Source organism: Agrobacterium sp. CFBP2214 (assembly GCF_030209895.1).
GTDB classification, from domain to species: domain Bacteria; phylum Pseudomonadota; class Alphaproteobacteria; order Rhizobiales; family Rhizobiaceae; genus Agrobacterium; species Agrobacterium radiobacter.
In genome coordinates, this window is the sequence record NZ_JARVRC010000010.1 from 22,370 (window position 1) to 46,009 (window position 23,640).

The following is a 23,640-nucleotide window of genomic DNA, read 5'->3' on the forward strand; positions in this document are numbered from 1 at the left end:
GATCACGTTCACCTTCGCCGCCGGTCCCGGCCAAAGAAAAAGCCGCCTCGTTTCCGGGGCGGCTTTGGTACAAGTGGCGAGAAACCGACGATCAGAAGGCCCGGATGGCGTTGCGCGTGGCAAGCACGTCCTCGGCAACATTGCCCGTCGTCGCCGGAACGGAGCCGACGAGATCCAGGAACTTGTAGAGTTCGGTAGCCTGCGAATTGGTGACGTAGATGATGTCGCGATCCTGCATCGGGAACTTGGTGGCAGCGAAGAAGGTCGACGGATCGCGCAGATTGGCGCGAAAGATGACCGGAACGTCCTGTCCGGGGAACTTGGACGTGTTGATGCCGAGCTTCACGAGAAGATCGCGCTTGACGATACGATAGACATAGACCTGGGCGGGGTCGGCACGGGAATCGAGCAGCCCGCCCGCTTTGCCGAGTGCATCCGAAAGCTTGAGATCGGCATCCTCGAACTCGAAACGCCCATTGAGGCCCGAAGCGCCGAAGGCGAGATAGGTGCGGCGCTCACGCTCCACCATGATCGTGTCGCCCGGAACCACATAGATGTTTTCGGAGGGCGTGCTGACGAGGTGGTTGTAGTTGACGCGCGCGGTCTTGCCGCGGCGGATCAGCGTGACATAGGATTCGATATTCGGGGCGCTAAGGCCCTTTGCATAGGAGATAACGTCGAGAACGCGATCTCCTGCTTCCGAAAGCTGAACCTTGGTCGGCTCCTTGACGTCACCCAGCACGGAGGCCTGCGCGGAGCGGCTGGAAATCTTGGTGATGAGAACCTGCGGCTCGATGGCGCGGTTGGCGAGCCGTTCCTCGATTTCGCTCTGGACATCCTCGACATTGCGGCCGGTGGCGCGAATCTTGCCCGCATAGGGAACGCTGATATTGCCTTCCCGGTCGACCGTCTGGTTCGGCAGGCTGATGAAGTTGCCGGGACGGCTGCCCGCGTCGTTCGGGATAAACAGGCCGCCGGCCTGGCTTTCAAAGATTGCGACCTGCACCACATCGCCGACACCCATCGGCAGGGCCGGAACGCCACCCTTGCCGCCGCCGAAACTGCCGAGCAGGGTCGTGGTTGTGGTATCGCCGACGTAATTGAGAACGGCGCTGTTGATATCGAGCAGCGCGTAGTCGACACCTGCGGTTTTCTGTTTGTCCTTGGAGGCAAATTTCACGGAAGCGTTAGATTCTATCGACGCTGCATCGGGCCCGGAAGCCGCTGTAACCGTGCACCCCGCCAGTGCTGCGGAGGCAAGCAGAATCGAAACATTCAATAAACGCATTTGGTCCTCGAAATGAATGCCGTCCGAAAAGCAGAAATAATCCGGACATCGTATAAGTTTTTAAAAATAAGCACTTCATAAATGACACCGGTAAAGAAAATCAAAACCGGTATTACATCCGTTTAGCGGAATCGCATCCCGAGATGTTTACGCCTGCCAATCAGGCATATGCCCAGTTTCAGGCGATGCTTCAAGTTGATCATCGCTCAACTGCGCCGAAAAATTTCGGGCGAGGCACGATGTTTTAATCCCCTGATGGTGTCAGTATTGTTGTGCTTCAATATTCAGTCGGATGCCATAATCTCTTTGATTACCGCATTGCGCTAGTGCAGTTTTGTCACGCTTGCGCGGTTTCTTTTGCGGTTGATTCAATTGAGTTCTAATCAATTGTTTTATAAATGTTTTTATTAGCTCGTCATGCCCGCTCAGCCAGCGCGAAATTCACGGTATCCGCAAATTCCCGCAGGAAACGCTCACGTGAGAAGCGAGCGGCATTGTTGATGCAGGCGTTCTTGTCGAAGCGATCGGAATTGTCGACGAATTCCTGTACGGCGGCGCAGATCGCTTCCGGTGTCTGCTCACCGAAATAAAGGCCAGTCGGATGGTTGGAGGCGCCGAGAGGAACGACGGTTTCCAGAACGCCACCTTTGCCATAGGCGATGACCGGTGTGCCGAGCGCCTGGGATTCGACGGGCACGATGCCAAAATCATCTTCTGCCGCAAAGACAAAGGCCTTGGCCTCGGCCATATATTTGTGAAGCTCCTCATTGCCGACGAAACCGAGGATTTCGACATTCGGCGCGGCGATTTCGCGGATGCGTTTCATGTCCGGTCCGTCGCCGATGACGACCAGTCGTTTGTCCGGCATCTTTGCAAAGGCTTCCACGATAAGGTGCACCTTCTTGTAAGGCACCAACCGCGACGCCGTGACGAAATAGTCGCCCTTAAGGTCGGACGGGGAAAGATGGGACGTGTCCACCGGCGGATAGATCACGGTGGAATCGCGGCCATAACACTTGCGCACCCGGTTGCGGATGAATTTGGAATTGACCGTCATCAGGTCGACGCCGTTGGCGGTGCGGATGTCCCACATGCGGATATAGTGAAGAACGGCGCGCGCGATCCATGAGGCGAAGCCGCGCGTCAATCTGGTTTCCTTGAGATATTGGTGCTGCAGGTCCCAGGCGTAGCGGATGGGGCTATGGATATAGGAAACGTGAAACTGGCCCGGCCCGGTGATGACGCCCTTGGCGACCGCGTAGCTCGACGAAATCACCAGATCATAGCCGCTCAGATCGAACTGTTCGATGGCGAGCGGCATCAGCGGCAGATAGGAGCGGTATTTTTTTCGGGCGAAAGGCAGTTTCTGGATGAAGGAGGTGTTGACGGGGCGCCCGCCGAGAAACCCCCGGTCGCGCTCGCTCATGAAATCGACGAGGCAGTAGAGGTCCGCGTCAGGATAAATCTCAAGAAGGTTGTGAAGCACTTTTTCGGCGCCACCTCTGTCGGTGAGCCAGTCATGCACGATTGCCGTCTTCATAATTTCCTCAATAATTTCAACGTAATAAAAATTAATGTTCCGCCCTGGAATAAAGTTCGGCGGTGTAGAGTATCAGGTCTATGTGCAGCCTTTTAAAATACGGCTGGCGGCGGAGAATGGCGTAACGAATAATAAAAATGTGCTGGTATGTGTGTGGTGATCTGATGTTGGTCCGATCTTTAATAGCACTTTGTTCGCAAATGCGAAATATCCAACCTTCTTAATTCCCTTTCTTCCTTTACAGCCGAACGCTTGCCGTCATTCCCGCCGTCCCGGCTGGAAGAGTTGGATTTTTTGGTGCGCTGTATTTTGGGTAAAATCCCCATTTTTCCATCACCTTACAACCTGTTGCCGCCTCCCGCGCAAACCTGCCTCGCGTTTCGCCGATCACGGAAACTCATCGCCATGCCTCATTCTCATTGACACGGCGACGTATCAAGATATTCTGTTATAAAGATGCATATAACATAATAATGGAACACATAAGAGCTGGGAGCTTGACCATGAGACGTAAACTTGCATTTCTCGCCACTGTCGCTTTGCTGTTGGCACCTAACGTAATGATGGCCGCGGAGAAGGGCGGCGTCATCAATGTCGCGACGATCGGTGAGCCGCCGACACTTGATCCCATGGCGTCTACCGCCGACCTCGTCGGCATCGTCACGCAGCATATTTTCGAAACGCTCTATACCTTCGACAAGGGCTGGAAGGTGACGCCGCTTCTGGCGGAAAGCCTGCCCGAGATCAGCGCTGATGGTAAAACCTACACGATCAAGCTGCGGCAGGGCATCAAGTTCCATGACGGCAGCGACATGACGTCCGAAGATGTCGTCGCCTCGCTTGGCCGCTGGATGAAGATCGCCTCGCGCGGCAAGCAGGCAGCCGGCTTCATCGAAAATATCTCCGCGCCTGACGCAGGGACGGTGGCGATCACCCTCAAGCAGCCCTATGCGCCGCTGACCTCGCTGCTCGCCTTCAACAATTCGGCGGCGATCATCCTGCCCGCTGAAAAGCAGGCGGAGCCAATGGCCGAATTCATCGGCACCGGTCCCTATATGCTGAAGGAACGCAAGGCCGACCAGTATATCCAGCTCGTCCGTTTCGACGGCTATAAGTCCCGCGACGGCGAAAGCGACGGTTATGGCGGCGCACGCCATCAATATCTCGATGAAATCCGCTTCGTTCCGGTACCCGATCCGAACACCCGCGTCGAAGCCGCTGTTTCCGGCCAGTATGACTATGTCGATTCCATTCCGGTGGAATCCTTCGACAAGGTGAAGTCGTCGGCGGCGTCGCAGCCGCTGATGCTGAAGCCTTTCGGTTTCCCGGTCTTCGTGTTCAACACCAAGGAGGGGCTTTCTTCCAAGCTTGAGGTCCGCAAGGCGGTAACCGAGGCGCTGAACATGGAAGACATGCTGGCAGCCGCTTTCGGCAGCAAGGATTTTTATGCGCTTGACGGCGCCTATTATCCCGACAATTTCTCCTGGCACACGGAAGAGGGCGTCGAGGGCAACTACAATGTCGGCAACCCGGAAGCCGCTGCCGAAAAGCTCAAAGCGGCCGGTTATAATGGCGAGCCGCTGCGCATTCTCACCAGCCGCCAATATGAGTTCCACTACAAGATGGCGCAGGTTGCCGCGGAATATCTGAAGCTTGCCGGCTTCAAGGTGGATATGCAGGTGGTGGACTGGGCGACGCTGACGCAGCGCCGCGCCGACCCGAAGCTCTGGGACATCTACATCAGCCACAGCCCCTTCCTGCCTGAACCGGCGCTGATGGGCGCGCTTTCGACCAGTTCGCCGGGCTGGTGGGACACGCCGACGCGGAAGGCTGCGGTTGACGCCTTCACCTCCGAAGCCGATCCGGACAAACGCATCGCGCTCTGGGCCAATGTGCAGAAGACGATCTATGCCGAGCTGCCGCTCCTCAAGATCGGCGACTTCAATGCCGTGGCGGCCAAGTCCAACAAGCTGGAAGGCGTCGATCCGGCTCCGTGGCCCTATTTCTGGAATGCCTCGGTCACGAAATAAGGCCAGGACGGCAATCGGGTGCCGGGCTGCCGGCACCCTTCAGCAGTTTCGCTTCAACTATCGCGCATGAGCAGTCCGCCGCTTGTGCCATTGGGAGCCCTTATTCGTGATACGGTATATTTTCCAGAGACTTGCCGGAATGGTCGTGGTGATGTTCCTCGTCGTCACCATTGTCTTCGTCATTCTGCGCGTCACACCCGGAGACCCGGCCGCCGTGATGCTGGGGCCGGATGCCTCGGCGCAGGACATAACGGAGCTGCGCACCCGGCTCGGTCTCGATCAGTCGCTTGGCGTGCAATATGTCTATTATATCGGCCAATTGCTGAAGGGCGATCTCGGCCAGTCGATCTTTCTCAACATGCCTGTTGGATCGGCCCTGCTGGACCGGGCGGAGCCGACCTTCTTCCTGACGATCTTTTCGCTGCTGATCGCCAGCGTCATCGCGCTTCCGATCGGCATCTATGCCGCTTACCGGCGCGGTTCCTTCGTGGATCAGGCCGCCACCACCATTGCGATGCTGGCGGCGAGCATTCCAAGCTTCTGGCTCGGCCTCATCCTCATGCAGGTCTTCGCCGTCCGGCTCGATATGTTCCCGGTCTCGGGATATGGCGGTCCGGGCGCGAGCTTCCTCGAGCGCATGTATCACCTGACCTTGCCGGCAATCGCGCTCGGCCTCGTTTCCTCGGCCCTCATTCTGCGTTTCACCCGCGCCTCGATGCTGGATGTTCTCGGCGACGATTACGTCCGTACCGCCAGAGCCAAGGGTGTCAAGGAGCGGCGGGTGGTGATGAAACATGCGCTGAAGAATGCGCTCATTCCCATCCTGACCGTGCTTGGTCTCACCGCCGCCGTGCTGATTTCCGGCGCGGTCGTCACAGAAACCGTCTTCGGCCTGCCCGGCATCGGCAATCTCGTCGTGTCGGCCGTGTTGCGACGCGATTATCCGGTCATTCAGGGCGCGCTTCTCGTCATCGCCGGGCTTTACGTGCTCATCAATTTTGCAATCGACATGCTCTACCTGCTGGTCGATCCGAGGGTTCGTTACTGATGGCCGATATTGTTTCCACCGCCCCGCCGGCGCGCAACCCGAGCATCCTGTTCATTCGGCGTCTGCTGAAGCGCAAGACGGTTGCCGCCGGTCTCATCGTTTTGCTCATCTTCGTGCTGCTTGCGGTTTTCGCGCCGATGATCGCGCCCTATTCGCCGTCGAAACTGTCGATTGTGAACCGTCTGAAACCGCCGAGCGAACTCTACTGGTTCGGCACCGATGAGTTTGGCCGTGACGTCTTCTCCCGCACCATCTACGCTGGAAGACTGTCGCTTCTGGTCGGGGCCGCGGTGGTGGCGCTTTCGGCGCTGATCGGCATCACGCTCGGCCTGCTCGCCGGTTTCTTCCAGAAACTGGATACGCCGATCGCCCGGCTGATCGACGCCATGATGGCTTTTCCGGATATTCTGCTGGCGATTGCGCTGGTGGCAGCGCTCGGACCGTCGCTGACGACTGTCATCATTGCTCTTGCCGTCGTCTACTCGCCGCGCCTTGCCCGCATCGTGCGCGCCTCGACGCTGGTGATCCGCGAATTGCCCTATGTGGAGGCGGCCAAGGCGCTTGGCATTTCCACCTTCCACATCATGACGCGGCATGTGCTGCGCAATCTCGTCTCGCCGATCCTCGTGCAGTGCACCTTTCTGTTCGCCAGCGCCATGCTGGCCGAGGCCGGCCTTTCGTTTCTGGGACTTGGTGTCAGCCCTGAAATACCCACCTGGGGAACCATGATTTCCGCCGGCCGCCAATATATCGGTCAGGCGGACTGGATGACCTACTTCCCCGGCTTTGCCATCATTTTTTCCGTGCTCTCGCTGCAAATGGTCGGCGACGGGCTGCGGGACATGCTCGACCCAAGACTGCGAAGGGATTTGTAATATGACGTCCGGTGAACAGGCGAAAGCGCCTCTTCAAGCTCCCATTCTTCTCACCAATGTCAAACCCGTCGGTTTCGGAAAGGGGGCGTCCCAGGCCTCGACTGATATTCTGATCGGTGGCGATGGCAAGATTGCCGCGGTAGGCTCTGCGCTGCAGGCGCCCGCGGATGCGCAGCGCATCGACGCAAAGGGCGCATTCATCTCGCCCGGCTGGGTGGATTTGCACGTGCATATCTGGCATGGCGGCACCGATATCTCCATCCGTCCCTCCGAATGCGGGGCCGAGCGCGGTGTGACGACGCTGGTGGATGCCGGTTCGGCGGGGGAGGCGAATTTCCACGGTTTCCGCGAATATATCATCGAGCCCTCGAAGGAACGCATCAAGGCCTTCCTCAATCTCGGCTCCATCGGTCTCGTCGCCTGCAACCGCGTGCCGGAACTGCGCGACATCAAGGATATCGACCTTGATCGAATCCTCGAATGTTACGCCGAAAACAGCGAGCATATTGTCGGTATCAAGGTACGTGCGAGCCACGTCATCACCGGGTCCTGGGGTGTGACGCCGGTCAAGCTCGGCAAGAAGATCGCCAAGATCCTGAAAGTGCCGATGATGGTGCATGTGGGCGAACCGCCGGCACTCTACGACGAGGTGCTGGAAATTCTCGGCCCCGGCGATGTCGTGACGCATTGCTTCAACGGCAAGTCGGGCTCCAGCATCATGGAAGACGAGGACCTGTTCAACCTTGCCGAACGCTGCGCCGGTGAGGGCATCCGGCTGGATATCGGCCATGGCGGCGCATCCTTCTCCTTCAAGGTGGCGGAAGCGGCGATTGCGCGTGGCCTTTTGCCCTTCTCGATCTCCACGGATTTGCATGGCCATTCGATGAATTTCCCGGTCTGGGATCTCGCGACGACCATGTCGAAGCTGCTGTCGGTCGATATGCCCTTCGAAAAGGTGGTCGAAGCCGTCACCCGCAACCCGGCCTCCATCATTCGCCTCGATATGGAAAACCGCCTCGATGTCGGCCAGCGCGCTGATTTCACTGTCTTCGATCTTGTCGATGCCGATCTCGAAGCGACCGATTCCAATGGTGACGTGTCGCGTCTGAAGCGCCTGTTCGAGCCGCGTTATGCGGTCATCGGCGCGGAAGCGATCACCGCCAGCCGCTATATCCCGAGGGCGCGCAAGCTTGTGCGCCACAGCCATGGTTATTCCTGGCGCTGACCCCGACTGGAACGGCGGAGGGCATTGCCTTTCGCCTTCCGCAGACACGACGGGATACCCGTCCCGGCATTATGAGGAATTCGCGTGAAACAGTCTTCGCTTGATGCAGAAGAGCATCTTTCGCCCTATGACCGGCTTGCCGCGCTCGGCATCTCCCTGCCGCCGCCGCCGCCGCCGATTGCCAATTTCGTCACCCATGTGGTGGAAGGCAACATGCTGTACCTCTCGGGGCAGGGGCCGCGGGAGGAAAACGGCCATCTTTACGCCGGCAAGGTGGGCGCGGAAATTGGGCTGGAAGAGGCCTATAACCATGCGCGCCTCACCGGCATCAATCTGCTTGCCGTCATGCATGAGGCGTTGGGGGATCTGGCGCGGGTGAAGAAGGTGGTGAAGCTGCTCGGCATGGTCAATGCCGTCAGCGATTTCCGCGATCATCCGAGCGTCATCAACGGCTGTTCCGATCTCTTCATCGACGTGTTCGGCGATGCCGGGCAACATGCTCGTTCCGCCGTAGGTTTCGGCTCATTGCCGGGCAATATCACCGTCGAGATCGAAGCGATCGTCGCGCTCAAGGGGTGAGGCTATTTAATGGTTGCGCCAGCCCATCAGCTTTTCGATCCGTTCCGCCGAGACCCTGACCTGTTCGGTGTAGTGGTTCTCGTCCGCCAGCACCTTCTGTTCCGGCAGCACGATGGAGATCGTCGCGACGCATTCACCCCTGTTATCGCAGATCGGCGAGGCTATGCAGGCGACGGCGTAATCGGATTCGGCGACCTGTATCGACAGCCGGTCATGAAAGGCGGCCGCCGCCGATTGCGACAGGGTCTCCGGGTTGATCTCCGCGCGGCCAGTCGGCGAAGAACGGGCGCAGCGCCGAAAAAGCTCGACACGTTCCGCCTCCGGCAGATGGCCGACCAGCAGGCGGCCGGACGCGGTCCAGTTCAGCGGAACACGGGTGCCGACGCGGGACGCGACCTGGAAATGGCTCGGCCCATCGGCCATGGCCAGAACAAGCATATGGTCGCCGTCGCGACCGCAAAGCTGGACGGTTTCGCCAGCGTGGCGGCAGAGATCATGCATTTCATGCGTGGCGACACCCATGAAATCCAGCGAGCGGGCATAGGCAAGGCCGTAGTGATAAAGCCGCGCGCCGAGCCAGATGTTGCCGTCGGCATTGCGGGCCAGCATGTTCTTTTCGACGAGATCGTCGACGATCACATAGACGGTGGAAAGCGGCGCCTTGATTGCCTTGGCGATGGCGTAAGCGCCAGCCGGCGATCCGGTTTCGTAAAGATAATCAATCACCTGAAGAGCGCGGTCGATGCCGCTGACGCGCGAGCGTTTGGCCGCCTTCGCGTCCGGGGTTTCTTCCGTGGGAGACACGGCGGTTGAAGGCATTTCGTCCAGCTTATGGGCGTCCAATTTCCGGCTCCTCATGAATTTTGAGAAGCTATTACATTATTATGGCATATATGTCGATGCCCAACGCATCGCAAAGACAGGAGAAAGACATGACCGAGGATATCAGAAGCAGGATCGGCCTTCGCCCGGTCATCAACGTCTCGGGCACCATGACCTCGCTTGGCGCTTCCATCGTCGTTCCGGAAGCGGTTGAAGCCATGGCGGCCATCCTGCCGCAATTTGTCGAGATCAACGATCTGCAGCGCAAGGCAAGCGCGGTGATTGCGAGGCTGACGGGCGGCGAGGCCGGTTTCGTCACGGCCTCCTGCTCCTCCGGCATCAGCCTTGCGGTGGCGGGTGCGATCACCGGCAACAATCTTCTGGCCATCGAAAAGCTGCCCGATGTGACCCCGGAAAAGAACGAGGTTCTGGTGCAGATGGGCCATGTGGTGAGCTATGGCGCACCGGTGGATCAGGCCATCCGGCTCGGCGGCGGCAAGGTGGTGCTGGTCGGGCAGGCGACATCCACCCATCGTTTCCACATGGAAAACGCCATCACCGAAAAGACGGCGGCGGCAGTTTATGTCGTTTCGCACCATGTCGTCGACTACGGCCTGCTGCATCTTTCCGAATTCGTCGAAATCGCCCATGCCAAGGGTGTGCCTGTCATCGTCGATGCCGCTTCCGAATATGACCTGAAGCTGTTTCTGGCCACGGGAGCGGATGTGGTGCTCTATTCCGGCCACAAGTTCCTCGGCGGCCCCACGTCAGGCATCGTGACCGGCAAGAAAGAACTGGTGCGCAACGCCTTCCTGCAGAATATGGGCATTGGCCGCGGCATGAAGGTCGGCAAGGAGAGCATTTACGGCGTCATGGCGGCGCTGGAAGCCTGGGAAAAGCGCGACCATGCCGGCATCCGTGAGCGCGAGACCGGCTATCTCAACCTCTGGAAAAAGACACTGGATGGACGCCCCGGCGTGACGGCGCTGATCGAGCCCGACCCGACCAACAACCCGCTCGACCGGATGCGTGTCATCATCAATGCCGAAGAAGCGCATATCACCGCCTGGGACCTGACGACGGCGCTGGCCAGGGGTAATCCTCCGATCATCACCCGCGACCACGAGGTGGAGCACCGCTATTTCTATCTCGACCCATGCAACCTTCACCCCGGACAGGAAACCATCGTGGCTTCGCGTCTGGTGGAGGAACTGGACAAGGCGCGCGCCTCCAATGAGGTGATTGCCACTCCGTTCGACGACCGTAGCCGCCATCGTTTCGACGGCATGCTGCGCTGGCCGGACTAAGGCTCGACCGCTGGCACCGCCAAAACCTAACGACAAGAAGGGAACGATCATGACCATGCCGCAGGTAGCACCCCTTGGTGCCGAAGATGCCGTGCTTTCCGTCCGCAATCTCACCACGTCCTTTCACGTGGATGGCGGCTGGAAACCCGTGGTGCGTGATATTTCCTTCGATGTCGGGCCGGGCGAGACGGTCGCAATCGTCGGTGAAAGCGGATCGGGTAAAAGTGTTACCTCGCTCTCCATCATGCGGCTGCTGGATCGTGAAAGCAGCAGGGTTCAGGGCGAAATCCTGCTAGGCGGACGCAACCTGCTGTCCCTTTCCGAAGATGCCATGCGGCAGGTGCGCGGCAACGAGGTTGCCATGATCTTTCAGGAGCCGATGACCAGCCTCAATCCGCTGTTCACCATCGGCGACCAGATTTCCGAAGCCTTGCTGTGCCATCAGCCCATGTCGAAAGCGGATGCCCGGGCCGAAACGATCCGCCTTCTCGAAAAAGTCCGTATTCCCTCGGCCGCATCGCGTTTCGATGAATATCCGCATCGCTTTTCCGGCGGCATGCGCCAGCGCGTGATGATCGCCATGGCGCTGGCCTCCCGGCCGAAGCTGCTGATTGCCGACGAGCCGACGACCGCGCTCGATGTGACCATTCAGGGCCAGATACTGGACCTCATCAAGACGCTTCAGGAAGAGGAAGGCACGTCAGTTCTGTTCATCACCCATGATATGGGTGTGGTGGCTGAGATCGCCGACCGCACCGTCGTCATGTATCGCGGCGAGCAGGTGGAAGTCGGCGCGACGGCGGATATCTTCCATCGCGGCAAACATCCCTATACCCGTGCGCTCTTGTCCGCCGTTCCGGTTCTGGGTTCCATGACGGGTGAGGAAAGACCGCTCCGGTTTCCCATCGTCAACACCACCACAGGGGAAACGCAGCAGCCGGCGCGCCCGGGCGATACCGTCGACGCGAGCGCCCAGCCGGTGCTGAAAGTGGAAGGGCTGACCAAACACTTCGATATTCACTCGGGTCTGTTGGGACGGCTCAGCGGTCGCGTGCATGCGGTGGAAAACGTGTCTTTCGATCTGCGGGCTGGTGAAACATTGTCGCTGGTGGGTGAAAGCGGTTGCGGCAAATCGACGACGGGACGAGCCATCATGCGGTTGATCGAGCCGACTGCCGGTTCGGTGGTGGTCAATGGCGAGAATATTCTCGCCCTCGACAAATCAGGCATGCGCGAGATGCGCAAGACGGTGCAGATGATCTTTCAGGACCCCTATGCCTCGCTCAATCCGCGCATGACGGTGGGTGCAGCGATTGCCGAACCGTTTCTGGAGCACCGCATGGGAAGCCCCCGTGAGGCGAAGGATGTGGTGGCCGACATGCTCAAAAAAGTCGGTCTCTCGCCCGATATGGCGGCGCGTTACCCCCACGAATTCTCCGGCGGCCAGCGCCAGCGTATCTGCATCGCCCGCGCGCTTGCACTCCAGCCGAAGGTGATTGTCGCCGATGAGAGCGTTTCGGCGCTTGATGTTTCGATCAAGGCGCAGGTGATCAACCTGATGCTGGATTTGCAGCAGAGCCTCGATCTCGCCTTCCTGTTCATCAGCCATGACATGGCGGTGGTGGAACGCGTCAGTCACCGTGTCGCGGTGATGTATCTCGGCGAAATCGTCGAGATCGGCCCGCGTGCGGCGGTGTTCGACAATCCGCAGCATGACTATACCCGCAAGCTGATGGCGGCCGTGCCGGTGCCGGATCCGGAGCGCAGGAACACACGGCGTGGTGCGGCAAATGACGAGCTGAAAAGCCCGATCCGCGCGGTCGACTACGTGGTGAAGCCGCGTGAGTATCGCGAGGTCTCGCCCGGCCACCTTGTCGCCTGTTAAAGCAGGTTAAAGACCCGGCACCTCGGAAGTCGCGAAAGGCACGCGGTAACCGCGCTGGAATGTTTCGCGCTGTCCGAGCTGGCGATACCATTGCTGTATCGCCGGATAGTCGTCGAGGTCGATTTTATGGCGAGGGAAACGCGAGACCCATGGCCAGATGGCAATATCGGCTATGGAAAAATCATCGCCGACAAACTCCCGCTCGGTCAAACGGTCGTTCAGCGTCAGATAGAGGCGCTCCGTATCCGAGGCGAAACGCGTCTCGGCAAAGGGTGCTTTTCCGGCATTGTAGGTCAGGAAATAATGGGCGTAACCGAGCGTCGGGCCGAAGTTGGCGGCCTGCCACATCAGCCATTCGGTGACTGTCAGCCGTGAGGCGGCAGAGACGGGCATGAGCCGTCCGGCCTTTTTGGCGAGATAGATCAGGATCGCGTTCGATTCCGTCAGGATGGTGCCATTGTCGCGATCGACGATCGCGGGGATTTTCGAGCCGGGATTGATGCGGGTATAATCGGCTGAGAATTGCTCGCCTTTTTCGATGTCGATGGCGTGGCTGACATAGGGCAGGCCGAGTTCTTCCAGCGCAATCGAGATTTTCAGGCCGTTGGGAGTGATCCAGGTGTAAAGGTCGATCATACTAATCGAACATCGCCTCATCTAATGGCAAAGCCCGCCTGCCTTTCTTGCCGGTCACGTCGGATAGGTCAGTATAAAGACCGCGTAATGTCAGAACCAGCTGGACGATGCGCGGATCGGTGACGCGATAGATCACCTGTTTGCCTTCCCGCGAGCCTTCGATGACACCGGCGTCACGCAATTCGGCAAGCTGCTGGGAAAGCGTTGGCTGCTGGATGCCGAGTTCGTATTCCAGTGCGGAAACGGAGGCTTCCGTTTCCATGAGATAACAGACGATGGCCAGGCGATTGGCATTGGCGACAAGCTTCAAAAGCTCACTCGCCTCCACCACGCTGCGGCAGATGAGATTGGAAACCGGTTTCGTCACGACTACAGGCCCATTTTTCAAACTATAAAAAAGTAAATTGTATGGCAATAAATTTCAATGGCTTGATTAAGCTCAGTTTGACCAGATCAAGCAATTTTTAAAATCTACAGGATTAGTAGATTTCTCTTTCGCTTTCCGGCCGAGGATCGCCAAAACGTTCCTCGAAAACATTCTATAAAAAAGTAGATTGACTGCGAAATGAGGTGTCGACATGAAAATCGGGGTCCATCCCAACAATCTGCATTTGCGGCTCGCCCGGCTCTGGCCCGGTGCTTTCAAAGAATTTGATCCGGAATTCGTGCCCTATCGCGAGGGGCGCGATACGGCGGCGCTTCTGGAAAAGGGCGACATCCAATTCGGCGGTACGGGCTCGACGCCGCCCATCGAGGCGGATGCGCGCGGGCTCTCCGCAGCCTATATCGCTGCCTCGGCCCCGAGACCCGCAAATGGCGCGATCCTCGTGCGGCGCGACAGCCCGATCCGCTCCGCCGCCGACCTTTCGGGAAAACGCATATCGCTGATCGATGGCTCTTTTCATACCTATCTTCTGGCGCGCAGTCTGGAAGGGGCCGGGCTTGGTCTTGCGGATGTGACGCGCATCGAAAGCGGCGACAGCGACAGCCTGCACGATCTAGTCGAAGGCCGCGTCGATGCCTGGGTGACGATGTCGCCACGGCTCGAAAAAGCTCTTACGCATGACGGGATCAATCTTCTGGTCCGCTGCGGCTCCACCATTCCCAACCGCTCGCTGTTCTGGACGCTTGTGCGCCACAATATTGCGTTGGAGAGCCGAGAGGCGATTGCGATCGAACTCGACCGCGTCGGCCGCGCCGTCATGGCGGATATCGACAGAGCGGCGACGCTGCTCGCTGCCGAACCGGGTAGCGAGGGCGACGCTTCATCCTGGGCAAAGGTGCTGCGCTCGCGCGATCTTTCGGTAGTGCCCGCCGCCGAAAATATCCTTGCCGAACAGCAGGAGGAGGCCGATACGCTTTACAGGCACGGTCATTTCTCTTTACCGGTTCTGACGGGTCAATCAGCCAGCGCGGGAGGCGACAGATGAACGTTTTCTGGTACATGTGTGCGCCCGATGGCGCCTATCCCTGGCAGCCAGAAGGATCCCGCAAGGTCGATCTCGGTTATTACAAGCAGCTGGCGCTGGCTTATGACCAGCTTGGTTACACCGGCGCATTGTTTGCCACCGGCGCGCATGACGTCTGGGTTCTGGCGGGCGCGCTGCTCTCCTATACCGAGCGGCTGAAGTTTCTGGTCGCCATTCATCCGGGCCTTGTCGCGCCGACCCTGCTTGCCAAGATGGCGGCAACGCTTCAGGAGTTTTCGCGCGGACGCCTGCTGATCAATGTCGTTTCGGGCGATGCGAAGATGCTCGGCGCCTATGGCATGACCATGCCGCATGACGAGCGTTACGAGATGGCGGATGAATATCTGCAGATATGGCACCGGCTTTTCGCCGGTGAGACGGTCGATTTCAAGGGCCAATATTTCCAGACGGAGGGCGCAAAGCTCGCTCTGCCAGTGGGGCAGGGCATAGAGCCGCCGCCGCTCTGGTTCGGCGGTTCGTCGGATAAGGCGATCGACGTTGCCGCCAAACATGTCGAGACCTATCTCTCATGGGGTGAAACGCCGGACCAGATTGGTGCTAAGGTCGATCTGGTCAAGGCGCGCGCGGAAAAGCTCGGCCGCGAGCTGGAATACGGCATCCGCCTTTATGTCATCGTGCGTGATACGGATGAAGAGGCCTGGGCCGCCGCCGCCGATCTCTATGGCCGTATGGATGCGAACGCGATTGCCGCCAACCAGCGTTTCGTCGGCAAGACGGATTCGGTCGGCCAGCAGCGCATGACGGCAATGCATGGCGGGCAGAAGCCTGAGAACCTGCGCGATCTTGAAATCGCCCCCAACCTCTGGGCTGGCATCGGGCTTGTTCGGCCCGGGCCGGGAACGGCGATTGTCGGTTCGCCGGATACTGTCATCCGCACGTTGGAGGCCTATAAGAAGGCGGGCGTGAATACCTTTATCCTTTCCGGCATGCCATTGCTGGAAGAAGCTTTTCGCTTCGGCGAAAAGGTCCTGCCGCGTCTTGACGTGTCGCGTGAAGTCTCGTCGGCGAAACAATTCACCTGGTCGACTTTGTTCGACCGCGACCTCTCGGCAAAGGCCTCCTGAGCATGGCTTTGGGAGTGGAGAAGAAAGACATGACGGCAAGTCCGGCAACGATATCAGCACAAAGGCGCATCGGCCCGCAACGCGTGGCCGAGCGTGTGCTCGCCGTTCTGGACAAGGCGCTCGGTGCGGTCGCCGCCGCCATCCTTGCCACGCTTCTCGTGGTGGTGCTGGTCAATGTCACCCTGCGTTATCTGTTTCACACCGGCTTCATCGGTGCGGAAGATCTCGGCATCTGGCTGCATGTGGCGATGATCGCGGTTGGCGCGCCGCTCAGTCTCAAAAGCGCGCTTGCCATGCGGCTCGACGTTTTCGTGCGATTTTTGCCTGAGCGTTTTCACGCAGCCACCGAAGTTCTGGCGGATGCCTTCTCCTTCGTCGCAGCGCTCATCCTCGCTTTCGGCGGGGTTGAGATCGCGGCGATGCTGGGCGGCACCTCGCCGACACTCGGTCTGCCGGAATGGGTGCGTTTCGGCTTTCTGGGCGCAGGTGGCGCGCTGATCCTTCTCTATCTGGCGCTACAGCGCGTTAGTGAAGGCAAGGTGTTTGCCGTTCTCGCGTCGCTCGCCATCGCAGTCGTGGCCTATGTCGGCCTGCCGGAAGTTTTTGTCGATACGACCCTGCCGCCAAGCCTGTTTCTGGCGCTGACGGCGGCGCTGGGGCTGGTGCTGGCGGCACCGCTCGCCCATGCTTTCCTCGCCGCGGCCTATGTGGCGATCGCCTTCGGCAGCACCTTGCCGGAGCCGGCCATCGTGTCCTCGACCGTAACAGGCATGTCGAAATTCCTGCTGCTCGCCATCCCCTTCTTCCTGCTCGCCGGAAGCCTGCTGACGGAATCGGGTGTGGCCAACCAGCTGGTTCGTTTCGCCGCTTCCATGGTCGGCCACCGGCGGGCTGGGCTGGCGCAGACGACGCTTCTGACCAGCGTGCTGTTTTCCGGCGCATCCGGTTCTTCTGTCGCCAATGCCGCCTTCGGTGCCTCCACCTTCCAGCCGGAACTGGTGAAGCACGGTTATCCGCCGGCGCAGGCCGGGGCGATCATCGCCGCCACCTCGGTGCTGGATAACGTCATTCCGCCCAGCATCGCGTTTCTTATCCTCGCAACGGCCACCAACCTTTCGGTCGGCTCGCTGCTGGTTGGCGGCTTCTTTGCCGGCGGGCTGATGGCGGTTTGCCTAGCGGTAGCGATCCATTTCAGCGTGCGCAGCGTCGATACTTTGCCGCGCGCCACGGGAACGGAGCGATGGCGCTCGGCCATCGCCGCCATACCGGCCTTCGGTCTTGGCGTCATCGTGGTGGTCGGCATCCGCATCGGCATCGTCACCACCACGGAGGCCGCAGCACTTGCGGCGCTTTACACGCTGCTTCTCGGCTTCGGTTACCGGCTGGGTGCGGGGCGCATTTTCGCGACTTTCCGCCAATCCGCCGGTGAGGCAGCGGCCATCGGTCTTTTGATCGGCACGGCCGGACCTTTCGCCTTCCTGCTCGCGGTCGATAATGTCTCCGGCCTTGTCACTGACTTCGTGACGTTACTTGGCGGCAGCAAGATCGCGGTGCTTCTGCTCTCCAATCTCATCCTGCTCGTGGTTGGTCTGGTGCTGGATATCGGCGCGGCCATTCTGCTGTTCGGTCCGATCCTGCTGCCCGCCGCCGTGGCTGCCGGCATCGATCCGATCCATTTCGGTGTCATCCTGGTGGTCAATCTCATGATCCACGGCCTGACGCCGCCACTCGGCATGCTCATCTTTGTGGTCAGTGGTGTCACCCGCATTCCGGCGACAGCACTGTTCCGGGCCGTCGTTCCCTATCTCGCCTCTCTTCTCGTTTCCCTTGCCATTTTGTGCGTCTGGGCCATTTTCTTCTAAATCCGGGGTTTTATTCATGACTATTATCGATCGCCGCAATCTCCTCAAACTCTCCGCCTTTGGCGCGGCAACGCTCGCCGCACCGGCCTTCATTCGCACCGCACATGCAAGAACCCGCAGCCTGACCGTCGCGTCGCTTTTTGCCGACGACAAGCCGGAGACGAAAATCTGGGTGAAGATCAGCGAGCTGGTGGAGGCGAAACTGCCCGGCCGTTTCCGCTTCAATATCGTCAAGAGCGGCGCGCTGGGCGGCGAAAAGGAAGTGGCGGAGAATATCCGTCTCGGATCGGTTCAGGCGAGCCTCTCCACGGTTTCCTCGCTTTCCGGCTGGGTGCCGGAACTACAGATCCTAGATCTGCCCTTCCTGTTCCGCGATGCCGACCATGTGCGTAAGGTGGTGACGGGCGAAACGGGCAACGGGCTGAAGACGAAACTCGCCGCGCAACAATTCGTCGCCGCCGATTTCATCAATTACGGCGCACGCCATCTGCTGACCAAAGAGCCGGTGACCCGGCCGGAGCAGCTGGAAGGCAAGAAGATCCGCGTCATCCAGAGCCCGCTGCACACCAAGCTCTGGAGCGCCTTTGGCACCACGCCGGTCGGCATTCCAATCACCGAAACCTATAATGCGTTGGCGACCGGCGTGGCCGACGCCATGGACCTCACCAAATCCGCCTATGCCGGCTTCAAGCTTTACGAGGTCGTGCCTTATATGACCGAGACCGGCCATATCTGGGCCTCGGGCGTCGTCTATTACGGCGCGACCTTCTGGAACCAGCTGGATGATGAGGAAAAGAAGGTGCTTTCGGAAGCCTCCAGCGAAGGTGCGCAATATTTCAACCAGCTGATCGTTGAAGACGAGACGAAGTCTGTCGAGCTTGCACTCTCCAAGGGCGGCAAGGTGCTGCAGCCGGAAGCGCTGGATGAATGGCGCAAGGGTGCTCAGGGCGTCTGGCAGGATTTCGCCGGCATCGTCGGCGGTATCGAGAAGATACAGGCTGTGCAGTCTGCCTGAGGATACGTCTCTTCAAAATTAGAAAACCCCGTGCGTCTGTCGGGCGCACGGGGTTTCTTTGCTTTGGTATCAATGCGAAGCGCCGGAGCCGCCGACGGCGACGATGGAATAAGGCTGGCCTTCCACTGCGACCGTGCGGGTTTCCTTCAGGCTTTCCCCATCTACCACGCGGATGAGTGAATGGCGCGGATCGGAGATCGCGACCTGCCCATCGGCAACGGCCAAACGCGGGCGCGGATCACGCCAATGGCCGTCCTTGCTGTAGGGCTCGGTCACCTTTGCCTTGCGGGTGATCGCGCCTTCCAGCACATCAAGCACGTGCAGGTCGCCGTCTTCGGTCAGAATATAGGCGTTGCGCGGATTGGCGGGATCGAGAATGAAATCCACGCGCCGGGTCGGCAGCTCCACCAGACGGAAGGCGTCCTTGCTATCCGGATCGATCAGGACGACCTTGTCCTCACCGTAATTGCCGAGAAAGAACTGCATGGATTTGCCGCCAAGCAGTGTGCCGGTATAGGCTTTCGGGAAATCTTCCGGATAGGCCAGCATTTCAAGCTTCGGACCATCGGTGCCGCCGGGGCGGGCAATGAGAATGCCTTCCTTGCAACCGAAGGCGACAAGCCGTGCGGACGTCGCCTCGCCATGCAGGTCGGTGCATGCCGCCTGCTCGCCAACCTGCTTGCCCTCCCTGTCGAGAACGCGCAGTCCGATGCGCGGCGGCAGTGTATCGGGTTTCGTTTCGATCTCGGTATTCGGCACGGAAACCAGAACGAAGCGCCCCAGCGTCACCGCCACGCCATGATGCGGCGCTGTCGTGTCGACGGTGCGGACCTTGGCCTTGCCATCCAGCAGGGCCGCCTCGTCGATGATGTCAGCCTTGCCGCCACGGTCATAAAAAAGGATCGCATGGTCGTCATGCGGCACGACGTGAAAAGGGCGCTTGCCTTCGAAGGTGACGGGTAAAAGCGCGGTATCCTCCACATCCAGATCGCGATGCTCTCCGTGATCGGAGAAAACGATGCCGGTCTTGATCACATGCACCATGTCGGCATCCGACTGTGTCGCAAAAACCGTCTTGCCGGAGGCGCTGGCGGTCAGCGCCGCATAGCCCTTCAGATCGTAGCGCCCGAGCTCCTTGCCGGTTTCGAAATCTATTGCGCGCACCACCGGCTGGCTGTGATCGGCAACGAATAGCCGCCATTCCTTGATGCTGTCACTGCTTTCTTCTGCCAGCGCCATGCCTGGAACGAGCGGCGTGGCAAGCGCAAGGCATGTGGCGAGTGCGCTCATACCGAAATGGTGATGAAGGGAAAATCTCATGGTGTTCCTTCCAGACGTTGTCATCCTCATACGGGTTCGAACCGATAGCGGGTCTTTGAGAATGAGTGTAATGTTATTACGTTACGAGAGACGTATTAGCATTATGCGCAGGGTCCATGTCAACCGACGTGGACGTCGTACTGCTGAAAATCTGGAAAGTGTGTATCGGTGAAGCGTTGAAGCTTCCGTGTCAGGCCGCAAACGCGACGTCATCCTCGGGCTTGACCCGAGGATGACGGAAGCGGAGGTTCCGGCGCTGAAGGCAGGCGCATTGCCGCGCCTGCCTTTTCAGTGATTAGCGAATGTCTTCCGGCAGAACGTCCGAAGGAATGTTCTGATAAGAGACCGGGCGCATGAAGCGGCGGATCGACATGGTGCCGACCGAAGTTGCGCCGAAGTTCGTGGAGGCCGGGTAGGGGCCGCCGTGAACCATGGCTTCGGAGACTTCAACGCCGGTCGGGAAGCCGTTGGCGAGAACGCGGCCCGCCTTGCGTTCCAGGATCGGCAGCAGCTTGCGGCCGAGTTCGGCATCGCCGGCATCGAGATGCAGGGTTGCCGTCAGCTGGCCTTCGAAGCTCTTGGCGACTTCGATCATTTCTTCTGCGCTTTCGACCGTGACGATCAGGCCGAGCGGTCCGAAGACTTCTTCTGCGAGTGCATGGTTGGCAACCCAGTCCTTGCCGGCAACACGGTAGAGATAAGGTGTTGCATTGCGCAGGTTGCAGGAGGTGGTCAGCACGTCGCGCACGCCGTTGCCGGCAGCGATGCGGTCGCGGCCATCACGATAGGCCGAAGCGATGCCATCGGTCAGCATGACCTGCGGGCCGACTTCGGAAAGAGCAGTACGCGCGGTTTCCGCGACCGTGTCTGCCTGCGAGGCAAGAACGACGGCAATGCCCGGATTGGTGCAGAACTGGCCGGCACCCATGGTGAGCGAACCCGCCCAGCCCTTGGCAATGGCTTCACCGCGAGCAGAAACGGCTTCCGGCAGCAGGAACATCGGGTTGACCGAACCGAGTTCGCCGAAGAAGGGGATCGGCTCGGGGCGCTGGGCGCAGAGGTCGAACAGCGCGCGGCCGCCGGCGAGCGAACCGGTGAAACCGACCGCCTTGATGCGCGGATGCTGCACGAGCGCGGAACCGACATCGCGGCGGCCGCCCTGGATCAGCGAGAAGACGCCGGGATGCAGATTATGCTTCTTGACGGCGGCGAGAACGGCTTCGGCAACGATTTCGCCGGTGCCGGGATGGGCGGAGTGACCCTTGACAACCACTGGGCAACCAGCTGCCAGAGCCGCTGCGGTGTCACCGCCGGCCGTGGAGAAGGCGAGCGGGAAGTTGGAGGCGCCGAAGACCGCAACGGGGCCGATCGGACGCTGCATCAGCCGGATATCCGGGCGCGGCAGGGGCTGGCGATCCGGCAGCGCTTCGTCATGGCGACGGTCGAGATAGTCGCCCTTGCGGATATGCGAAGCGAAGAGACGGAGCTGGCCAACGGTGCGGCCGCGTTCGCCCTGCAGGCGTCCTGCGGGCAGGCCGGTTTCGGACGAGCCGATTTCGGTGATGGCGTCGGCGCGGGCTTCGATCTCATCGGCGATGGTGTCGAGGAATGCGGCGCGCTCTTCGCGGGTGGTATAACCGTAGCTCCAGAAGGCTTCTTCGGCAGCTTCACAGGCCGCATTCACCAGATCGACGGTGCCGACCGAAAAATCGAAAGCTTCGCCATGTGCAGGCTCGCTGCGGAATTTTGCTTCCGTTGCGACCCATTCTCCTGCAACCAGATGTTTGCCGTGCGGCTTGAAACTCATTGTGCTCTTCCCTGAAAATCTGATCCTGTGTGGAAAATCCACCCGACACCGTGACGCCAGACCGAAAAGCGACAGCGCAAACGCCATCAGCCGCGATCCTCGCCCGGTTGCCTTCTGCCTTAGCCCGTGTGGGGCTTGAGCGAAAGCCGGTTTTTCAACTATCTGACCGAAAAGTGTGATTAATTGGGCGAGGCGCGAAAAAGACCCGCTTCCGTTTACGCGCACAGCGCTTTATTGTGACGCCATGATGACAAATAGACTTCCGAAATATGTCGCCTGGTCGGTTCTTCTGCTGATCGTGATCGTTACAATCTGCCCGATCGGATTTCGGCCGCACACGCTGACAACTGTTGGTATAGACCGCGCTGCCGCCTTCGCCTTCTGCTCTGCCGCCTTCGTGCTGGCCTATCCGCGTTATTGGCTGGCAATCATTATGGCGGGCATTGTTGCGGCTTTCGGGATCGAGGCGCTGCAATTCCTGTCCCCGACACGCCATCCGCAGCTGACGGACGGCGCCGTGAAAGCCGCTGGAGTGGTTGCCGGAGGACTTGCAACCTTCTCCTATCTCTTTTTCCGGGCGCGGTTGACCGCAGGCTGACGGAACCGTCCGCGGTCAATTCTCCTGTTCAGCCTTTGCCGTTCGCAAGACCGAAGCGGCTGTGCGACAGCGTGCGCTCGATGCCGCGCAGTTCCGCAAGCCCCTTTAGCCGGCCAATGGCGGGATAACCGGGTTGCGCGCCGCGCGTCAGATCGTCGAGAATTTCCTGGCCGTGATCGGGGCGCATTGGAATGGTGTGGTCTTCACGGCCCTCCGCCCGGCGGCGCGCCTCTTCGGTGACGAGTGCGGCGATGACGGCGACCATGTCGGTTCCGCCTTCCAGATGTTCGTCTTCGAAGAAGGAGCAGGGCACGGTGTCGGTGTCGCGCGTCACGTTGCGCAGATGCACGAAATGGATGCGGTCAGCAAAACGGCTGGCGATGAAGGGCAGGTCGTTATCCGCCCGCGCGCCGAGAGAGCCGGTGCAGAGCGTCACGCCATTGGCGCGGCTATCGACCTTTGAGAGCATATGGGCATAGTCGGCCTCGGTGGAGAGGATACGCGGCAGGCCGAGCAGCGGCCACGGCGGATCATCGCCATGGGCGCAGATGTTGATGCCGACTTCTTCGGCAACCGGCGTCACCTCGGAGAGAAAGTCGACCAGATTTTGCTGCAACCTTTCGCGGTTGATGCCGTGATAGGAGCGCAGCTTTTCCAGAAGCTGGGCGAGCGTATAACCATCCGCCGAGCCCGGCAGACCCGCGCCGATATTGCGCCCGAGCGCTGCGATTTTTGTATCCGGCATCTCAGTGAAGCGTTTTGTCGCTTCTTCTACCAGCCAGTCCGGATAATCGGCCTTTGCGTCGGGGCGCTTCAGGATGTGAATATCGAAGGCGGCGAAATCGGTAAGATCGAAGCGCATCGCCTTCGCGCCGTGTTTGGTTTCCCAGCGCAGGTCGGTGCGGGTCCAGTCCAGCACGGGCATGAAATTGTAGCAGACGGTGCGGATGCCGGAGGCGGAAAGGCGGCGCAGCGTCTCCTGCCAGTTGGATATATGGGTTTTCCAATCGCCGGTCTGGGTCTTGATATCCTCGGAAACTGGCACGCTTTCCACCACGTCCCAATAAAGACCGCCGGCCTTGATGGCCTCATGCCGCTTTGTGATTTCGTCGACCGGCCAGACGTCACCGGTGGCGATGTGATGCAGCGCACTGACAATGCCTTCCGCCCCCGCCTGAGCCGCATCCTGAACCGTGACCTTGTCGACCGGGCCGAACCACCGCCATGTATGTCTCATCTTAAGTCCTCA

At 59.7% G+C, this 23,640-nt stretch carries 20 protein-coding genes; 12 read left to right on the forward strand and 8 right to left on the reverse strand.

Annotated elements, in window-relative coordinates; genetic code table 11:
* Positions 1 to 91 precede the first annotated feature (91 nt).
* Complete coding sequence (locus QRN60_RS21420; protein ID WP_020011828.1) at positions 92 to 1,288, reverse strand: polysaccharide biosynthesis/export family protein; 1,197 nt, start codon at positions 1,286 to 1,288, stop codon at positions 92 to 94.
* A gap of 415 nt (positions 1,289 to 1,703) precedes the next feature.
* Entirely contained in the window at positions 1,704 to 2,828 is a 1,125-nt protein-coding gene (locus QRN60_RS21425; RefSeq protein ID WP_111817752.1) for a glycosyltransferase family 4 protein, read from the reverse strand.
* 503 nt (positions 2,829 to 3,331) lie between these two features.
* Between QRN60_RS21425 and QRN60_RS21430 the strand changes: the two genes are divergently transcribed.
* The 5 genes from QRN60_RS21430 to QRN60_RS21450 all read left to right on the forward strand — a co-directional run bounded on the left by QRN60_RS21430 (position 3,332) and on the right by QRN60_RS21450 (position 8,585).
* Positions 3,332 to 4,858 (forward strand): ABC transporter substrate-binding protein, encoded by a 1,527-nt coding sequence (locus QRN60_RS21430; protein ID WP_111817751.1) that lies wholly within the window; start codon positions 3,332 to 3,334, stop codon positions 4,856 to 4,858.
* Between the two features lie 106 nt (positions 4,859 to 4,964).
* The gene (locus tag QRN60_RS21435; RefSeq protein WP_162686923.1) at positions 4,965 to 5,906 is read left to right on the forward strand and encodes an ABC transporter permease; all 942 of its coding nucleotides are present in this window, start codon (positions 4,965 to 4,967) and stop codon (positions 5,904 to 5,906) included.
* Positions 5,906 to 6,781, forward strand: a complete 876-nt coding sequence (locus tag QRN60_RS21440) for an ABC transporter permease (protein ID WP_020808496.1) — start codon at positions 5,906 to 5,908, stop codon at positions 6,779 to 6,781. The genes QRN60_RS21435 and QRN60_RS21440 overlap by 1 nt, the downstream gene beginning before the upstream one ends.
* 1 nt (position 6,782) lies before the next feature.
* Complete coding sequence (locus tag QRN60_RS21445) at positions 6,783 to 8,006, forward strand: amidohydrolase/deacetylase family metallohydrolase (protein ID WP_087745585.1); 1,224 nt, start codon at positions 6,783 to 6,785, stop codon at positions 8,004 to 8,006.
* Positions 8,007 to 8,090: 84 nt separating this feature from the next.
* The gene (locus QRN60_RS21450) at positions 8,091 to 8,585 is read left to right on the forward strand and encodes a RidA family protein (RefSeq protein ID WP_003506459.1); all 495 of its coding nucleotides are present in this window, start codon (positions 8,091 to 8,093) and stop codon (positions 8,583 to 8,585) included.
* 6 nt (positions 8,586 to 8,591) lie between these two features.
* Here QRN60_RS21450 and QRN60_RS21455 read toward each other — a convergent pair whose 3' ends face one another.
* Positions 8,592 to 9,428 (reverse strand): IclR family transcriptional regulator, encoded by an 837-nt coding sequence (locus QRN60_RS21455; RefSeq protein WP_162686922.1) that lies wholly within the window; start codon positions 9,426 to 9,428, stop codon positions 8,592 to 8,594.
* Between the two features lie 89 nt (positions 9,429 to 9,517).
* Here QRN60_RS21455 and QRN60_RS21460 point away from each other — a divergent pair, with 89 nt between their 5' ends.
* Positions 9,518 to 10,714: an aminotransferase class V-fold PLP-dependent enzyme gene (locus tag QRN60_RS21460; protein ID WP_003506463.1), complete on the forward strand. Its 1,197-nt coding sequence runs from the start codon at positions 9,518 to 9,520 to the stop codon at positions 10,712 to 10,714.
* Between the two features lie 49 nt (positions 10,715 to 10,763).
* Positions 10,764 to 12,599, forward strand: coding sequence for an ABC transporter ATP-binding protein (locus tag QRN60_RS21465; protein WP_111817748.1), 1,836 nt, complete (start codon positions 10,764 to 10,766; stop codon positions 12,597 to 12,599).
* A gap of 6 nt (positions 12,600 to 12,605) precedes the next feature.
* On the opposite strand, the gene QRN60_RS21470 is transcribed toward QRN60_RS21465, so the two are convergent.
* Positions 12,606 to 13,235, reverse strand: a complete 630-nt coding sequence (locus QRN60_RS21470; protein WP_111817747.1) for a glutathione S-transferase family protein — start codon at positions 13,233 to 13,235, stop codon at positions 12,606 to 12,608.
* A gap of 1 nt (position 13,236) precedes the next feature.
* The gene (locus tag QRN60_RS21475; protein ID WP_003500789.1) at positions 13,237 to 13,602 is read right to left on the reverse strand and encodes an ArsR/SmtB family transcription factor; all 366 of its coding nucleotides are present in this window, start codon (positions 13,600 to 13,602) and stop codon (positions 13,237 to 13,239) included.
* 211 nt (positions 13,603 to 13,813) lie between these two features.
* Between QRN60_RS21475 and QRN60_RS21480 the strand changes: the two genes are divergently transcribed.
* Genes QRN60_RS21480 through QRN60_RS21495 form a run of 4 tightly spaced genes read left to right on the forward strand, consistent with a single transcriptional unit; the run spans position 13,814 to position 18,666 of the window.
* The gene (locus tag QRN60_RS21480; RefSeq protein ID WP_111817746.1) at positions 13,814 to 14,665 is read left to right on the forward strand and encodes an ABC transporter substrate-binding protein; all 852 of its coding nucleotides are present in this window, start codon (positions 13,814 to 13,816) and stop codon (positions 14,663 to 14,665) included.
* A complete protein-coding gene (locus QRN60_RS21485) occupies positions 14,662 to 15,789 on the forward strand; it encodes an LLM class flavin-dependent oxidoreductase (protein WP_003506471.1) in 1,128 nt (375 codons plus the stop codon). Before QRN60_RS21480 ends, QRN60_RS21485 begins: the two co-directional genes overlap by 4 nt.
* Before the next feature lie 29 nt (positions 15,790 to 15,818).
* The gene (locus QRN60_RS21490) at positions 15,819 to 17,651 is read left to right on the forward strand and encodes a TRAP transporter large permease (protein ID WP_099087148.1); all 1,833 of its coding nucleotides are present in this window, start codon (positions 15,819 to 15,821) and stop codon (positions 17,649 to 17,651) included.
* Positions 17,652 to 17,667: 16 nt separating this feature from the next.
* Positions 17,668 to 18,666, forward strand: a complete 999-nt coding sequence (locus QRN60_RS21495) for a TRAP transporter substrate-binding protein (RefSeq protein WP_003506474.1) — start codon at positions 17,668 to 17,670, stop codon at positions 18,664 to 18,666.
* Positions 18,667 to 18,735: 69 nt separating this feature from the next.
* Here QRN60_RS21495 and aztD read toward each other — a convergent pair whose 3' ends face one another.
* On the reverse strand, positions 18,736 to 19,986 hold the full coding sequence (gene aztD / locus QRN60_RS21500; RefSeq protein ID WP_111817745.1) for a zinc metallochaperone AztD: 1,251 nt from the start codon (positions 19,984 to 19,986) through the stop codon (positions 18,736 to 18,738).
* Positions 19,987 to 20,281: 295 nt separating this feature from the next.
* Complete coding sequence (locus tag QRN60_RS21505) at positions 20,282 to 21,793, reverse strand: aldehyde dehydrogenase (NADP(+)) (RefSeq protein ID WP_003506480.1); 1,512 nt, start codon at positions 21,791 to 21,793, stop codon at positions 20,282 to 20,284.
* A gap of 244 nt (positions 21,794 to 22,037) precedes the next feature.
* Here QRN60_RS21505 and QRN60_RS21510 point away from each other — a divergent pair, with 244 nt between their 5' ends.
* Positions 22,038 to 22,391 carry an antibiotic resistance protein VanZ gene (locus QRN60_RS21510; protein ID WP_162686921.1) on the forward strand — a complete coding sequence of 118 codons (354 nt, stop codon included), beginning with the start codon at positions 22,038 to 22,040 and terminating at the stop codon, positions 22,389 to 22,391.
* A gap of 28 nt (positions 22,392 to 22,419) precedes the next feature.
* On the opposite strand, the gene uxuA is transcribed toward QRN60_RS21510, so the two are convergent.
* Entirely contained in the window at positions 22,420 to 23,628 is a 1,209-nt protein-coding gene (gene uxuA, locus QRN60_RS21515; RefSeq protein WP_080866781.1) for a mannonate dehydratase, read from the reverse strand.
* Positions 23,629 to 23,640: the final 12 nt, after the last annotated feature.